The organism is uncultured Shewanella sp. (assembly GCF_947501665.1).
Taxonomy (GTDB): Bacteria; Pseudomonadota; Gammaproteobacteria; order Enterobacterales; family Shewanellaceae; genus Shewanella.
Genome location: NZ_CANMWS010000017.1, coordinates 64731 through 81062, shown reverse-complemented (window position 1 = coordinate 81062; position 16332 = coordinate 64731). Strand labels below are relative to the sequence as shown.

At 40.2% G+C, this 16332-nt stretch carries 18 protein-coding genes; 7 read left to right on the top strand and 11 right to left on the bottom strand.

Translation table 11 applies throughout. The features are described 5' to 3' along the window. Positions 1-18: 18 nt before the first annotated feature. The 3 genes from Q0976_RS14290 to Q0976_RS14280 all read right to left on the bottom strand — a co-directional run bounded on the left by Q0976_RS14290 (position 19) and on the right by Q0976_RS14280 (position 1450). Entirely contained in the window at positions 19-780 is a 762-nt protein-coding gene (locus Q0976_RS14290) for an SDR family oxidoreductase (RefSeq protein ID WP_299494594.1), read from the bottom strand. A gap of 145 nt (positions 781-925) precedes the next feature. Further along, complete coding sequence (locus Q0976_RS14285; protein ID WP_299494522.1) at positions 926-1081, bottom strand: hypothetical protein; 156 nt, start codon at positions 1079-1081, stop codon at positions 926-928. 99 nt (positions 1082-1180) lie between these two features. Then, positions 1181-1450, bottom strand: coding sequence for an AAA family ATPase (locus Q0976_RS14280; RefSeq protein ID WP_299494521.1), 270 nt, complete (start codon positions 1448-1450; stop codon positions 1181-1183). Positions 1451-1854: 404 nt separating this feature from the next. Between Q0976_RS14280 and Q0976_RS14275 the strand changes: the two genes are divergently transcribed. The 5 genes from Q0976_RS14275 to Q0976_RS14255 all read left to right on the top strand — a co-directional run bounded on the left by Q0976_RS14275 (position 1855) and on the right by Q0976_RS14255 (position 6127). Then, positions 1855-2490, top strand: coding sequence for a sigma-70 family RNA polymerase sigma factor (locus tag Q0976_RS14275; protein WP_299494520.1), 636 nt, complete (start codon positions 1855-1857; stop codon positions 2488-2490). Further along, positions 2483-3157, top strand: a complete 675-nt coding sequence (locus Q0976_RS14270) for a ChrR family anti-sigma-E factor (RefSeq protein WP_299494519.1) — start codon at positions 2483-2485, stop codon at positions 3155-3157. The genes Q0976_RS14275 and Q0976_RS14270 overlap by 8 nt, the downstream gene beginning before the upstream one ends. A gap of 19 nt (positions 3158-3176) precedes the next feature. Next, positions 3177-4136: a DUF523 and DUF1722 domain-containing protein gene (locus Q0976_RS14265; protein WP_299494518.1), complete on the top strand. Its 960-nt coding sequence runs from the start codon at positions 3177-3179 to the stop codon at positions 4134-4136. Continuing rightward, complete coding sequence (phrB, locus tag Q0976_RS14260; RefSeq protein WP_299494517.1) at positions 4133-5581, top strand: deoxyribodipyrimidine photo-lyase; 1449 nt, start codon at positions 4133-4135, stop codon at positions 5579-5581. The genes Q0976_RS14265 and phrB overlap by 4 nt, the downstream gene beginning before the upstream one ends. Before the next feature lie 252 nt (positions 5582-5833). Then, complete coding sequence (locus Q0976_RS14255; RefSeq protein WP_299494516.1) at positions 5834-6127, top strand: hypothetical protein; 294 nt, start codon at positions 5834-5836, stop codon at positions 6125-6127. 79 nt (positions 6128-6206) lie between these two features. On the opposite strand, the gene Q0976_RS14250 is transcribed toward Q0976_RS14255, so the two are convergent. After that, on the bottom strand, positions 6207-6347 hold the full coding sequence (locus Q0976_RS14250; protein ID WP_299494515.1) for a hypothetical protein: 141 nt from the start codon (positions 6345-6347) through the stop codon (positions 6207-6209). A gap of 146 nt (positions 6348-6493) precedes the next feature. On the opposite strand from Q0976_RS14250, the gene Q0976_RS14245 reads away from it, so the two are divergent. Next, a complete protein-coding gene (locus Q0976_RS14245; RefSeq protein ID WP_299494514.1) occupies positions 6494-7570 on the top strand; it encodes a hypothetical protein in 1077 nt (358 codons plus the stop codon). Between the two features lie 327 nt (positions 7571-7897). Here Q0976_RS14245 and Q0976_RS14240 read toward each other — a convergent pair whose 3' ends face one another. From Q0976_RS14240 to Q0976_RS14220, 5 genes are all read right to left on the bottom strand, one after another. After that, on the bottom strand, positions 7898-8149 hold the full coding sequence (locus tag Q0976_RS14240; protein WP_299494513.1) for a DUF3325 domain-containing protein: 252 nt from the start codon (positions 8147-8149) through the stop codon (positions 7898-7900). After that, the gene (locus Q0976_RS14235; RefSeq protein WP_299494512.1) at positions 8139-9701 is read right to left on the bottom strand and encodes a PepSY-associated TM helix domain-containing protein; all 1563 of its coding nucleotides are present in this window, start codon (positions 9699-9701) and stop codon (positions 8139-8141) included. Before Q0976_RS14235 ends, Q0976_RS14240 begins: the two co-directional genes overlap by 11 nt. Beyond that, entirely contained in the window at positions 9698-9982 is a 285-nt protein-coding gene (locus Q0976_RS14230) for a hypothetical protein (protein WP_299494511.1), read from the bottom strand. The genes Q0976_RS14235 and Q0976_RS14230 overlap by 4 nt, the downstream gene beginning before the upstream one ends. A 105-nt stretch (positions 9983-10087) precedes the next feature. Next, positions 10088-12451: a TonB-dependent receptor gene (locus Q0976_RS14225; protein WP_299494593.1), complete on the bottom strand. Its 2364-nt coding sequence runs from the start codon at positions 12449-12451 to the stop codon at positions 10088-10090. Positions 12452-13400: 949 nt separating this feature from the next. Beyond that, the gene (locus tag Q0976_RS14220) at positions 13401-13937 is read right to left on the bottom strand and encodes an AAA family ATPase (RefSeq protein WP_299494510.1); all 537 of its coding nucleotides are present in this window, start codon (positions 13935-13937) and stop codon (positions 13401-13403) included. 441 nt (positions 13938-14378) lie between these two features. Here Q0976_RS14220 and Q0976_RS14215 point away from each other — a divergent pair, with 441 nt between their 5' ends. Further along, entirely contained in the window at positions 14379-14783 is a 405-nt protein-coding gene (locus Q0976_RS14215; RefSeq protein ID WP_299494509.1) for a hypothetical protein, read from the top strand. 227 nt (positions 14784-15010) lie between these two features. Here the strand turns inward: Q0976_RS14215 and Q0976_RS14210 are convergent, their stop codons facing one another. Together Q0976_RS14210 and blaDIM are read right to left on the bottom strand one after the other, a co-directional pair. After that, positions 15011-15499 (bottom strand): hypothetical protein, encoded by a 489-nt coding sequence (locus tag Q0976_RS14210; RefSeq protein WP_299494508.1) that lies wholly within the window; start codon positions 15497-15499, stop codon positions 15011-15013. A 41-nt stretch (positions 15500-15540) separates the two neighbouring features. After that, positions 15541-16299: a DIM/SIM/IMP family subclass B1 metallo-beta-lactamase gene (gene blaDIM / locus Q0976_RS14205; RefSeq protein ID WP_299494507.1), complete on the bottom strand. Its 759-nt coding sequence runs from the start codon at positions 16297-16299 to the stop codon at positions 15541-15543. Between the last annotated feature and the right edge of the window lie 33 nt (positions 16300-16332).

The following is a 16332-nucleotide window of genomic DNA, read 5'->3' as shown; positions in this document are numbered from 1 at the left end:
TTAAAAGATTAGATAGACCTATTTCCCCCCCGCCAAATCGATAAAAGAGCCCGTTACATAACTTGCATCCTCACTAAGCAGCCAAGCAATGGCATTAGCCACTTCATTCGGCGTACCTCCACGTTTAAGTGGGATCTGAGGCGCTAACCGAGATACGCGTTCAGGCTCGCCCCCATCAGCATGCATTTGAGTATGAATAAAGCCCGGTCTTACACTATTAACTCGAATGCCCAACTCGGCCACTTCAATTGATAACCCCTTGGTTAAACTGTCCATCGCCCCTTTGGATGCGGCATAATCAATATATTCAAAAGGCGCACCGGTTCTCGCAGCTGCTGATGATACATTAACAATCGCACTGTTAAAAAGCGTTCCATCCGCTAACAAGTCACTACTTTGTAAGCGTTGGATGAATGTCTTTGAACATAAAAAACAGCTGGTTACATTAGTTTGCATCATTTGATTAAAACGCGCAGCATCAAGATCCACTAAGCGGGACTGAGGCAATAACACGCCTGCATTATTCACTAAATGTGTCACAATACCCAATGTCTGTTCTACACGCTCAAACAAAGCAAGAACATCATTTTCTTTAGAAACATCAGCCTTTATCGCGATGGCCTTTCCACCAGCTTGCCGTATTTGCATTACCACCGCTTCAGCAGACACATGATCGTTAAGGTAGTTAACACAAACCGCATAGTCTCTTGAAGCCAATAATTTAGCGGTTGCCGCACCAATGCCCCGTCCAGCACCTGTCACTATGGCAACACCATTCATTAATGCCATCATTGATCTTTCTTTAATTAATTTTCAAATGAAAATACGCAATAGCATAAAATAAATCAAATAATATTAGATCGTGTTGATTTTTCGTGATGATTTCTACCGCTGTTTGTGGGCTCTTTAGACAAGGCAGAGCTTATCATGCCGTAACAAAACCTTGATGCTCAAGCTCCAATACACTGATCAGTTCCTTCTGACTTTGCTCTATGGTTTTACCTGCAGTATCAATGACAAGTCTGTTATTATCCTGCCATTCATGGTACTCACGCTCGATAACGTGTTGCCAAGTCGGCAATTGGAGCGCAGAAATATCCGCTTTGCGCTGAGCGATCCGCCGCTGATGTTCAAGCTTGTTTGAACAGATAATTTCAATGTTACAAAACGCAGTTTTAGCTTAGCTTGCCACCTCATGCCAAGCCTCTCTCGATTGTATAACGGGATTAACCGAATCAGCCACAACACTTTGACCCAAGGTTAAATTATCCTCGGCCAACTTAAAAGCAACCTGATAACCTTGGTCAAAACTGACATTCATGCCACTGTTTTTCATTGTTTGCTCTATGGTATCAATACGAAGATAGGTCCCTTTAATCCATTGCGACAAATACTGTGCTAACACTGATTTCCCCGTGCTTGGCAACCCCGAAAAGATATATAACATCATCACCCTCACAAAAATGAAATGATTATTTTAAATCGACACCAAAATAAATCAATGCTTGCCGACATTGCAGCACATTTTTAAAGTGAACGCCTTGCCTACTGTATTGTTCATTCCCGCTAAATGATCAGTTATTGACTTAGATTGGCATAAGCAAGTGACAAAAAATATGAGTATGAAGTTTTAAACAGCCCAACTCGACAGACATCATCGCCCCCTCAAAAACCAGCTAAAAAATAAATACTTTTCAAATGAGACACAACTTATTGTTCAAAAATCACTCCCCCCTCATCTGCTTTCGGTAATAATCACGACAAATAAAAAACGAAAATAAAGTGATCCCTATTGAGAAAGCAAGCGTATGTAGCTTTAAGTTAAATGGAAAGAAGTTAAATGGTTGGTCTAAAATGCAGATAAGTGCTCAAGAACATACAAGTCACAAGGAGGGCATTATTCCACCTCATTCTAACCCAATCGAGCTGTGTGATTGTCTCGAACGTGTTGCTAATCAAAAAGACAAGCATGCTTTCACTCATCTGTTTACCTTCTTCGCCCCAAAAATAAAACGCTTTGGCCTCAGTAAACTCAACACCGATGCCATGGCCAATGAATTATTACAAGACACCATGAGCAATGTCTGGCGAAAAGCCCATTTGTATCAAAAGAGCAAAGGAGCGGCGACTACTTGGGTGTATACCATTATGCGCAATGCTTGCTTTGATATGTTACGAAAAATGCAAACTCAATCAGAGCAAACTTTTTCAAATAACATTTGGCCGATTGATAACTTGCCCGATACCGCTGCAGCGCACTTGGATACTCATGAACAGTTGCAAGATCATTTACAAAGTAAACTGTTGCTCAACTACATAGACACCTTACCACCAGCGCAACAGGAGGTCGTTAAAGGGATTTACTATCAAGAACTCTCACAAGAGCAGCTAGCGCAGCTTTTGAATGTGCCCTTAGGCACCATAAAATCTCGCCTCAGACTCGCCCTTGCCAAACTTAAACAGTATTTGGGAGATCACGACAATGATTAACCACCATCCTAGTGACGCATTACTCACTCGGTTTATCGAAGCCGATTTAACCATCAGCCTTTCTGTTATTGTGTCCAGTCACGTTGAAATGTGCCCAGCTTGCCAATCAAAAGTCGCTAAACTGACTCAACAAGCGGCATCGAGCTACTTTGATGATCTCGACGACCTTCATCAACTCGATAATAACGACACATTGAGTGATGATGTGCTCCACATGATGGGCCAGATCACGTCAGCTGAGCAAGACACCCCATTAAACTTGCCAAAAAATGTCACCGAGATTGAAATAGAAGGGAAGCGTTTATCCTTGCCTCATGCACTTAAATCCATTGCACTTAAAGACTGGCAAGGCTTAGGCAAAATATCTCGCGCTAGGCTCAATATTGAGGACGATGAACGCAGAATGAGTTTACTGAGCATTGCTAAAAATGGCAGCGTGCCCTGTCATACCCACAAAGGGTTTGAAATTACCTTATTATTACAAGGTAGCTTTGAAGATGAAATGGGCACATATCACGCCGGTGACTTCATCTGGTTAAATAACGATCACACCCATCAACCCATCTCAAAAGAAGGCTGTGTGTGCCTAACCGTATCCAATGACGCATTGAAATTTACTCAAGGTATGTCTCAAATGCTCAACCCCATCGGTAAACTCATTTACTGAACTATCAAGGAGCCACAGGATGAATACTCCTACCAAAAACAAAATGAAAGTAGGCATTAGTGCCTGTGTCATGGGACAAAATGTGCGATTTGACGGTGGGCATAAACGCTCCACTTTTTGTACACAGCAACTCAGCGAATTTGTACAATTCAAACCCATTTGTCCTGAAGTGGCCGTGGGCCTTCCAACCCCCAGAAAAAGTATTCGACAAATTGATAAAGATGGACTCATTACGCTTTCTCGGCCCGATGGCAGTCAGGATGTCACTCAAGCCGTTACTCAATATGGCAAAGACATCGCCAATACAGCCACCGACATAGCAGGCTTCATTTTTTGTGCTAAAAGTCCCACTTGCGGTATGGAGCGAGTCAAGGTTTATCATCACAACGGTCAAGGCTCAAGTGCAACAGGCGTTGGTTTGTTTGCAGAGCAAATAATGCAAGCCAATCCGGCCCTACCTGTGGAAGAAAGTGGCCGTCTTAACGATCCCATATTGCGTGAGAACTTCATCACCCGTATTTTTACTTACCAAAAATGGCTCACATTAACAGCCAGTGGTTTGAGTAAACACAAATTGATCGCTTTTCATAGCCAACTTAAATACTTAGTCTTAAGTCACCATCTTGAAAGTTACCAGCAACTCGGCCAATTATTGGGCATGCAGTCTCACCTGCCTATTGACGTGTTAGCGAAGCAATATATTCATCAACTCATGGAAGGCTTAAGGCACATCGCAACAAAAAAATCTCATACCAACACACTGCAACACTTGCAAGGCTATTTTAAACAGTATTTAACGCCAAGCAGACGAGCAGAACTTTCTGATGCGATTATGTCCTATCGTAAAGGAATAGCACCATTGCTAGTCCCCCTGACTTTGATTAAACATTACTTACTTGAATTTCCAAATGACTACCTAAGTCAACAAGCGTATCTGAACCCACACCCAGAGACCCTCAAGTTGAGGTATGGCTATTGAGCACTTTACTTTGGTTACGTCGTGATTTGCGCGTTCATGACAACCCTGCATTAAACAAAGCCATAGAGTCGGGCGCCACAACCGCGCTGTATATTTCGGCGCCCACTCAATGGCAAGACCATCACCTTGCCCCCATTCAAGCTGACTTTATCAAGCGGCATCTTAACTTACTAAAACAACAACTGGCTTCATTTGGGATTGCACTCATCCACTTAGCAGCCAGCAACTACAAAACCCAAAGTCAGGTATTACGCCTTTATTGTGAGCAACATCATATCACGCAGGTTTTTGCTAATCGCGAGAGTGAAATCAACGAAATAAAACGTGACAATGCCCTGCAAGACACAGAACTTAATCTCACCTTGTTTGAGTCAGATATTATCGCGCCACGGGGCACCATACTGAATAAACAAGGGCAAATGTTTAAGGTGTTTACTCCGTTTAAAAAAGCCTGGTTGAGCTATGTTCAAACAAAGGGGATTGATTTCGTCAGCGCGCCTACTCAGTCAAATAATCTTGCTCATTTACATTCAGTCTCTCATGCATCGACATCGACTAAACAAAGCACTTTACAAAAGACTCGGCAAACATTTGAATTTGATTACCCCCAGCAAGACTCTAGCGCTTGGCCACTTAGCGATCACATGATGACGCAAGTACTGCCCCATTTTTTACAACATAAAGTGCAGCATTACGGTGACACTCGTGATATTCCGGCGATTAAAGGCACATCAGGACTGTCTCCTTATTTCACCATTGGTGCCATTAGCCCACGTTTCGTCGCCACTCAACTCATTCAAGCCCAGCCTGAGATTCTCTTAGATCCTGATCATGCTCAGTTTCCATGGCTCAATGAATTAATATGGCGAGATTTTTATAAACACTTGCTGTTTCACTTCCCTACACTTAGTCAAGGACAATGCTTTCAACGTCACTACCAGCACTTACCTTGGCTAAATTCAATGGATCATTTTAACGCTTGGTGCCAAGCCAAAACTGGTTACCCACTTGTCGATGCCGCTATGCGACAACTGCTAAAAACCGGCTGGATGCATAACCGCTTAAGAATGATCGTTGCCAGCTTTTTGACAAAACACCTGTTAATCGATTGGCGTTGGGGCGAGCAATTTTTTATGTCTCATCTCATTGATGGTGATTTAAGTGCTAATAACGGCGGCTGGCAATGGGCGGCCAGTACTGGCTGTGATGCACAGCCCTACTTTCGAATTTTCAATCCTATCACCCAAAGTCAAAAATTTGATCCAAACGGAGCGTTTATTCGGCGCTATTTACCCGAGCTAGATGCTTTGCCCAATGAGGTAATCCACTTTCCTCATGAATATTTAGCGCAGCATCCAAACCTTGCCAATTACTGGCCACCACTGGTAGATCACAAACAGGCAAGGTTGAGAGCACTGGATTTTTTCAAAAGGGGGCAACAATGACAATTTCAATTTTGTAACATATTCATGAAAAAGTACTCTGTAGTTACCCTGATGTGATGGTCTCCTCCCTTACTACAGCTATTTCAAACACTCAAATTTAAATGCCACCTCAGAGACAAACCACGCTGATGGTGAGCATATTTGAAAAAACAAGTCTCTTAAAATCACAGAAGGATCATTTTAATACTGATCCAAATGTCCAATCACTTCGTAGAGTAAAGTAAGGTAGATGTTTAAATAAGAGAGTTTGTCATGAAAACATTCGCACTGAAAATATATGATTATTACAAATATATCTTTGATTCTAGCAAGAACCCACTGCGACACATTCCCGATCCCGTCAGCCGGTTTTATATTATGACGATTTTAGCGACTATGTGGAGTGTCGCCTTTGCGGCCTATCTTGGCAGTATTCTTTATTTTGGTGTCAGCCTAGCAGCCCACATTATTTTATTATTGATGTTCTTCTTCACCATGGCGGTATTTTATGACGCAGAAAAAAACAATAGCTCATGGTTACTAAAGCTGCGTCGGCCTAACCAATAGTTCAAAGACCTCTAAAGCTTAGCGCTCAGACTTGATTGCTGAAGCGCTTAGTCATTATGTCCTGAAGTCGGCACAATCTTCAATTGATATTCAGATCCGTTAATGTTTTCAAAATACTCATTACCTGTTGATTAACATGAATTTTATTTTTCAACCAACCATCAAAGGTGATGCTATTAACACAAGCTGAGCTTAGCATATTGTAAAATAAAATCATCATGAAAAGTATTCATCCTTTCAAAATATCTAGACAATGAAATTAAGCTTAATTTTGACAAATGCCCCCACTTATATAACGCTTAGTCAATAGCAGTATTATGTTATTCAGTAATTGCATGATATCTGTATCCCCTACAGGATTTGAAAATGGATACACACTCAAGAAATATGTCTTTTAAGGAAATTAAAAATTATGGGAAGAAAATGTTTCAAGCTCGTTCCATCAGCGCTCACGAATATATAATCAATACCCTATCAACAAAACCAGACATCCAAAAAAAAGCATTTAAAATAATCTTTGATGGCACTAATATATTTACTGTTACCACACTCACCCCTGCGTGGAAACGACTTAAGCGAAATGTTAATAAGTACTTAGATGACAAAGCATTACAAATAAACTCTGATTTTATAGACAATGAAATACTCTCCATTTATCTCAATTCTGAGCCAACATTTTTAAGTGCTGATAATTTATACCAAATGATTAACGTATCCCTCGTCTATAAAATTCTTGAGTGCCCTCACCTTCACCAAGTATCAAGTAAAGTAACGTATAGTGATATACGTTATGCATTTTCAAAAGAGGGGCAGTACGCCTATTTTATTCCTTTCATGATCTGGCCAATGATAAAACGATTATTATTTCCAAGATCAAGAAAAATACGCGACATTATTAGAATAATGAACAAAGATATTTCATCTAAAAGGCACAATAGTCAAATCTATAATATCGTTGAAGCTAGCAATCTTCCTCTAAAAGATAAAAAAAGTGTGCTTGGCATGTTTTTTGGTGCCAGTTTAAATACCACCAACGCATTGATAAAAACACTGGCAGCCATTTCGAACTCTTCTGATTTACAAAAAAACATACAATCTAATAAAAATAAAGCACAAACACTAGACATAATAATCTCTACGATGTATCAAGCATTATCTACCGATGCGGTAATAAGTGGAACATTACGGGTCGATGATAATAATAAAGTATATGTGTCAGGGCTCAATCATTATGGCGAATTATCGGGAACGAAAAAATATGTATTCAGTGGCGGCGACAGGTATTGTCCTGGTAAAAAATATGCCGTAACGCTGATCTCTGAATTAATCTATTCGTTATTGAAGCTAGGCAGTATTGAATTAATTACCCCTGTTGAAAGCAAAAATATTTTGGGATTTAATTTTATTCTAGCAGGTAAAATATTCAAATTTAAAAAACACTGATGATTTGACTCAAAAATACCTAACGAAGCAAAATCCAAACATAGGTTTGACTTAAATCGCTTTTTAAGGGCTACACAATGTTAAAGGATACACCATAGAAACGTTCTCGATACCGTCCTTCTACGCTCTTTTTCTCCATGCTATATCCTAATCTTTTCATCATTTAATCTTTTAATCTTTTAATCTTTTAAAAAAGTGTGCATACGCATTGACATCAGCTCCGATCAAACTACCTTCATACTCAACACACAATCTCTCCCCTAACCACGGCTCAAGTTAATAACAATGCAACATTAAGCCCTCAAGGGATATTTTCCTTTTCTTTCTTTAATTGGTCACTAAGGCCACAAACAAGATACTCAATGACAATAATCCCAGCCAGTATACTGTCGCTATCGGCGCAGCTAGACTAAAAATCGCCAGATAATAGGATAAACACAACAAAGGCCAACCAAGTAAGGTTAACAATTTAACCTGTAATGGTGTGATATTTAGGTTAAACACCGCTTTAAAATGCTTATGCATAGCTAAAGCTAACATGGCTATCGCGATTAGTTGAAGCAGAAAACTAAGCAGCATTGGGTTTATTCCTTATATTTGAACGTGTTACCTGCCAATTCATTGGCTTTTTTTGCCTGCGATAAAGAGCAATTGCTGTTTTATATAACAGTGCACCCGTCATTAATAGTGCAAGTTCAAAACCGATATACACCCAATTTTGATGCTCAATGGCTTGAAGCAGCCTTTGTGATTGCTGGATAACATCAACAACAGGTAATAAAAAACATGCTGTTGAAGCAAGTAATAACTGTTCTAGCCAAGCGTTATTTACCGGACGCAACATACTATGTAGCAAGCTCACTAACCAAGCCAATAAGAAAATGGTGATTTCTAGCCTTGCGCGATCGTCAATATCAATTGGCAATAAACGATTAGCATAAAAGTAGGCTAAAACCGCTAACATGAGTCCGGCAATACCGGCAATATTTAAACGCTCTACAATAAAGTGCCCCATATGGCGTTGCTTGACTTTTTCTAAGCGTTTATTCAGCCAAATGATCAAGCCACTGGCAATAAGGGTGCAGGACAGCAAACCGCTAATAAAAAATAGCCAACGTAATCCGGGATCGGCAAAGTGAGCCTCATGTAAACCATAAAAAATTCGACGGATCTGCCTAGCCGTGCGCTCGAGTGGAATGCCCGTTAACGACTGACCACTGTGAGCAGAGAATACTAATACATCAGCTTTATTTGACAGCGATAATTGTTTGCTACGCTCAACAATGATCCGCCCATTACTATCAAAGGGATGTTCAAACGAAATGCGTTTGATTTGATGATCTTCACCCCAGATTTTTTCAAGCTGTTTTTGTATAACGGAAAAATCAGTTATCGGCTCCTGAAAATGATTGGCAGGTGTTACCTTAGGTAAATAAGTGGTCACTTTTTGATTAAGCTCTCGAGTACCACCTTCTAAGTAATATTGAGCGCTCCAAGGCATGTAAAGCCCGATATAGATCACCAAGGCACTGGCACAGATCATTAACGCAAAAGGGATCGTCACTATTCCAGTGATGGCATGAAAATCAGTCAGTGTTTTAAGCAATGTCTTTTTACGCAAAGTAAAAAAATCACGAAAAAAACGTCTATGGGTAAAAATACCGCTAAAAACAGCCAGTAGCATAACCATGGCAGCAATACCGCTGAGATAGCGCCCGCCAACATTTCTTAACTCTAGAGAATAATGAAACGTTCGAAAAAAATCCCCTCCCGCAGTTTGCCTTGGCATCACCTGATCGCCATTTTCACCTTGTAAGTACAAGGATTGGCGTATTTCGCCTTGTTGCCACTGTAAACGCCATTGGTTACTCCTAGTGTTAGGTAAATCAATGTGCCAATTATCCTGCTCTTTACCTTGAGCTGTGAGTTTAGCGATTGAGAGATTAATGAGCGCTAAGTGCTGGTTTTCGCTGCTGTTACGACTCTCAAACTCAGGCTGCATCCATTGAGTGATCTCATCATTAAAATAACTCAGGGTACCGGTAAAAAAGATGGCAAATAACAACCAGCCTATGAGTAACCCTGTATAAGTATGCAGCCAGATCATGGTGCGTCTGAAATCAGGCTTCATAATACTCCCCCACTGTACCAACAAATAGAGGCTAAAATACCGTTATAAACCAAAATATTACGCCAAGCCTTAAGTGCCGACCCTTGGCAAAAGCAGTCAATGAACACCACAAAAAAAACCACATAACTGAGCATAGTGGCAATCAATATTGCATCTTCCACAGTGAGCTTAAATAAAGCCAGTTGTACTGGGACTAAAGCTAAACTCGATAAACTGGCAACAAAATAACCACCAACGACGGCGGCCAAACAACGAATACTAATCGTTAAAGACGTTTTCATAGGCTCTCTGGGCAAGTGAATTAACGACGACAGCCAAAAACAAATCACTTGTTTTTGGCTGGGTAGTCATAGTCAATCTATTCGAACAACAGTGTTCAAAAAAGACTAGTCAAACGTATAGCGAACCTTGAGTTTGGCATTACGAGACTCACCTGGCAATCCCCCTAAAAATAACGGCTTACTGTAATAATTAGTATCGGTTAAGTTACGCAAATTCAGCTGAATATCCCACTCTTCTAGCTGATAACTGATATTCGCATCCCACAATACATAAGCATCAACCACTGAATTTGGCAATCCAAATGCGGTCGAATTGATGCTACGCTCATCTTCATAGGTGACGCCTAAGCCAAATGTGATAGGCGAAGGTAAAGCGGTAAATTGATACTGGTAGTTGCTCCATAAACTGGCAAATTTCTGTGGTATCCCTTTATTCTGCTCTGAACGTTCACCAGCATATATACTATAGGCATCTTGATAAGTGGCATTCACGTTCATTGACCAGACGTCATTCAGTGCCAAGTTCAAGTCAAACTCAACGCCTTTGGTGGTATCGTTATTATCGTAATAGTATTGCGGCACACTGATGTTAAATTCAACATCATCTGGGTTATCGTTATACTCAGGATTAACATAACGCAGGTTGGTGCGCTTGGTAGTAAACCACACTAAAGAGCCCAGTAAGTCTTCATCAAAGGCGGTAAACCTGACGCCGATATCAAAAGAGAGCGACTCTGAATCAGGGCGGTCACTCGTTGTACCAGAAACCGGATCCAAGATACTATAAGCCATTCGCCCCTTAGAGTAATTGACAAAAGACGCCAGCTGTTCGTTGATGCGATAGTTTAGCCCCAGATTATAGGTTGCACCTGCATCATCTGTGTCGGCTTCTTCGCTTATTTCAGGGCTATTATCTGTCCCTTTATGCTGGTAACTTTGCTTAATACCGCTATAGGCAATACCAAAACGTCCAGTTAAGCTATCACCGAAATAAAGCACCTCTTGAAAACTCATTCCCCAAGCAGAAACAGATTTGTCGTAGTTACTTTTCAATACAGGATCATAATCTTCAAAGGTACCTGTTCCCCAATTAGGGTTACGAATATCTAAAATGTAAGGGATAGCATTAGCACCCTCTTTAGTGCCGTCAGCATCATAGGCAGACCAAGACTTTAAGGCCATATCGCGATTTTCATAATTGGCACTGAATAGATGCTCGCCGTCAATAATGGGGAGTGACCAACTAACGGTGAGATCCGCGAAATATTGCCAGGTTTTTTCATCAACTTTAGTCCGCCTGGATTCCTGACGACGAGCAGCATAAGGGTAAAGTACGCCGTCTATTACCAGTGGTGCTCTCGGATCGGCATTGATCTCACCGTTGCGATCCCAATAAACGTAGTTATAAGCGCCCGTTTGACGAATAAAGTCTGAAGAATATTCACGATAGGCAAATTGCTGATGCAGGAATATGTTAGTATCGATATCCATTTCATGTTGCAACTTAAAACGAGCTTCCTGCCCTTCATTAGGCCTCGACAAAGGTGATATCAACGCCTGCTCTCCTAGATCGTAAGGTTCTAAGCCATCGGTTGATACCAGAGAGTCGGCCAACTGCTGTCGTTGCTCATCGGTTAAGCTGATCCCGTAAAGTTCGTCGCCATCTGCATTGGTATCATTGGGTAAATCTTCCCAGCTGATCTCCCCTGGGTTTGCATCGATACTGTCATAATTCAAGATCCGCACAGGGTGGCCAATGGAGTCCACTTGCACTTCATCATCAATATAAGCTGCTGAGAAGATAAAATTATTATTATCATTTAACTGATGGCTGAGTGTGGCATAGACTTCACTGCGCTCAGAGCTTAGCCCTCGATAACCATCACTGGATTCATAGTTGCCCACTAAGCGATAAGCGGTTTGATCTGTAATAGGCGCCGTAGCATCGAACATTAAAGAGTGGCTGTCCCACTGACCGATACTGGTTTGAATTTGGTATCTGGGTTCATCAAGCGGTTTTTTCTCGATCATGTTAATTATGCCGCCGGCAGCGCCCATGCCATATAGACCGGTTGCAGGGCCTTTGAGTACTTCAAGACTTTCAATGTTGGTTAATGAGCGAGTAGGATTATAGGAGTTGCCTAAACTGGCGCCGCCATACATGCCATCTAAAGTATAATTAGCCCCCAAGCCACGAATGATCAGATTATCACCGATACCATAGTTATTACCCGCTTGGGTCAATCCACTCACGTTACGAATACTCTCTTGCAAGGTCGTTATTCCCTGCTCGCTAAGCAACTCACTGTCAACAACCACGATAGCGGCTGGGGTCTCCAGTAATGACATATTTGATTTAGTTGCAGTGCCCGATTCTAACACTAACCGATTATGCCGACCGTATACGCTGATCCGTTCGATATTGTTAAGATCTTGCCCATCGTTCAATAGATTATTTTCTGATGTCATCAACTGATCAACAGCACGTGTATCGCTTTTATGTTTAATGACCACTTGCTCGTCATTTAACCAGTATGCTTCTAAATCGGTATTAGCCAATACTGCCGTCAATGCGTTAGCCAGTGACTCGGTATTCAAGATCAACTCATCAGATAAATGGGCTGTTTGCAGGGCACTTTTTGTGGCATAGATTTCAACATTGCTGCGTTTAGCAAGTTGTGATAATGCCGAACCGACTGAGGTAGATTTAACGTTAATAAGCTGATCTTGTAAGGCATAAACAGGCGTAGCGGTAGCGTAAACCAGTGACAGAGATAAAGCCAGTGTCTTCATTTTAAAGCGAGGTGTTAACAACATGGGTTAATTGATACTTCATGGTCATTCAATTTAGGCGCGAATGATAATGATTATCAGAATCATTGTAAATCAGATTAATCCTTAAATTTACAACTTCACCACTAATTACTTTCATTACCCTCGCTTCAACATCTTTTTTTCAACAACTTAAGTACTACCCCCTTCATTTTGTTACATTATGTAAAGATAAAGGTATTTTAGCTGGAAAAAACTCCCTTGATTATTTTTCATCCTAATTGTTCAGATAATTCATAATATTGGGCCAAAGCTACTGGGTATAGCATTGCCCTGCCATTAATAAGCACTTATCACTCGCGTATACCATTATGATCAGTGCTTCTTTAGATAGGAGTGTGTGAAGTGAAATTTTTTGAAAGGAAAATGGGTTGCATAAAGTTGATAAAATAGGCTTTTATGCATTAATCAGTTCCCACTGTTTATTATGGCGTATTATTCTACCGCCGCTTCCATACGAGCCCCCCTCATATACTCATTGCACGCGCAGAAAAAACGCGACTAAAGACACCAAAAACGACACTACAACCGATAACGCAATGGATACTCACAACCAAAAAAGGATCCACTGCATGTGTCAGCTGCACTATAAATTGGCTAAGATAAAATCGACTCTTTCACTGACTGAGCCAAATGGAACCTCAATCAGTTCATAAGCTGCGCACTCATATGCTGACACCATTTTTTTATAAGTCTCTATCGCAATGGCAAAATCTTGTTTACGTTCACTATCATGGGTAAATATCTCTTTCCAAGGTGGAAAAATGAAGACTTTAGAATGATATTTATAATCAGAGATCGCTGATATTAACTCATCAGATAGTTGGATTTGTTCAAGGTTTGAATAACCCAGAATATCGATGATGCTTCGATCGAAAAAAACAAGCCCATTTTGACTTTGGTGCTGCAGATATGAGGCTATTTCAAATTTAAACATTAAATCACGAAAAGCTTCTTTATTTGCCCAAGGCAGCGCATCACCTTCTTGTTCAACTTGAGTTTGAATAACTTTACGGCCAGCTTCTTCAGAACAAGAGAAATTTTGTGCTTTCAGCGCATTAATCACTGTCGTTTTTCCAGAGCCTGGCCCCCCAGTGAATACTATAAAATTATCTTGATACAAAACGAGCCCTCAAAAAATCAATTAAAAGATAATTAAGACACCCATAATTAATTTTTTTGACAACAACTAAAAACCTTATCCTGATGATTACCCCTTGATATAAAAGTCAATTTAATATCAACACTGTCAATAAGCAAATGAATTCGTTTCCACTGTTTATCGCTAATTATTTTACGGGACATATGAACTTCAAAGAGAAAAATGGTATCTTAATCAGATAATCATGGCCAATTGTCAACGACCCCTAGTTTATACTTATTCATTCGAAATAATTATGAATGTCTTTGTTATTTATTGTTATTTTTTTCTATTCAACATCACTTTCAATGTTTTTCATCTCGATACATTTGCACTTATAGCAACCTAAATGCTCAATGAGCACTATAATGCAACAAAGGCTTTTTAGTCCCCTCCCTCAATAAACAGACTTAAGGAACAAGTATGAGAAATATTATCGTATCTGTGTCGCTATTCATCTTGGCAGCCTGTGCAACGGATTTAAGCCAAGTTAACACTCCTAACAATAAAGCCACCATAGTCGCATTTGAAGACTCATCATTTCAGTTTCTCGTTCCGCTTTCTACTTCGGCATCGACGAAAATAGAATACGTTAATGGCAAAAAAGTCAGTGACTTTTTTACATCAACACACATACTACACCTCGATCCTGGCCCTCATCAATTGATTGTGAGTTGTCTTATTTTCTACTCAGGCAGAAGCTATAGCAATGACATTGAACACCAGATGGTATTAGAGGCAAACAAACAATACGTTTTTACCGCCCACCTCTCCCCTAATCACGGCTGTATTGCTAAATATGACGTGAATGAAATCACAACCCAATAAATCTTATACCGTTCAGCACCAACCTAATAACACACATACTGGACTCGTCAAAGTCATGACACTCTTACCCAAAAAAATTTAAAGCCAGCCATTATTTATCTAAAAATACGGTCTGCATAAGGAAGATAGTTGTTATCTTAAATTCAATGTTAAGAGATGGCATTTTGTGGCAAGAACCAAAAACTTAACATTAACGATTGACGCCATAGTCTCTTGTTATGTGTTTTTTAACTATTCAGTGCACCTAACCATTCATCAATTATGGGAAGTAAGCATTTTAGTTTGATTTCTTTATCGTTAGACAACGCATATAAAAAATTAGAAAGTTGATAATGGCTAGTTTCTGCGACAGTTACAACATGAGTTCTTATTTTGGGGTTGGAGTTATTTAATGTATCTAGGTCTGTCCACCACTCTGCTTCATGCTTCCAATAATTAGCAGCTGAATCTATTGCCTTAATATAAGCAAGACCAGATTTATGGCGAGGACCTAATTTATACGCTTTATCTTTATCTATACCTGAGAAAGTGGCCGCTTCAGCCAGATATTGTTGCGCAGCGGCTAAGCCAATACCAACATAATATTCAGATTGGTCAAATAAACCATCTGAGTCGGGATCTTCTGACTTATCGATTGCACACTCTATTTCAGTTAACTTTACATCAAGGATTTCGTAAAGCTCATCCAATCTGGAAAAGCATTTTAATATATTCATTTTTGAATGATGCACTCCATGTTGCATATACACTTAACGCTTCAATCTGCCGACGCGTTAGCGGACGGCTGAATTGACTTGTTAGAAGCGACACCCTCAAGCGCCAAATTCAGCGTTTTAGTTAATAATGATACGTCTCCAACTTTCCCATGACCTGGAACAACAAGCCTTGCGGCTCTATATCTGGATATAAGTTTTTCAGCGGATGCAGGCCAACTTTCTAATACAGCATCACCTAAATAACCAAGACTTTTAGACTTTACAAAACAACCGCCGAACAGAATTTTTTTATTAGGCATCCAGACGACTACGTTGTCTCTAGTATGACCAGCTCCGGGATAAAAAACCTCAATTTTGTCTTTAACTAACCAATAGCTAGTACTATCAAAAGAGTATTTAGCCTGCTCCCGACCATCTTTATGGATCAATTCATTCGTTAGTTTTGAGGCGTGTGTAGGAATCGATACTGAGTTAAGGTATGAGGTACCCGCGGCGCTATCATCGTGAAAATGTGTCGAAATGCTTCCCTTAACAATAAAGCCACGCTCTCGAATCCATTTTACGAGTACTTCTGTATCCTGAGGAGAAATTGGCGTGTCAATAATATATGCATCATTATTATCAAGCACGACCAACCCATTTGATGCGACAAGCCCCCATCCTGCAATTTTTTCAAATGATGTATGAAGATAAATACTGTCTTCAATTTTCTCTACTTTTAAGTCTGGTAACGACTCATCAGCGAAACATATGTTCGTGATAATGAGTAACAGCAGACTTAAAACTGAAATATTTCTCATTCTATGTATTTCCTTATAACGTCTCGGTAATGG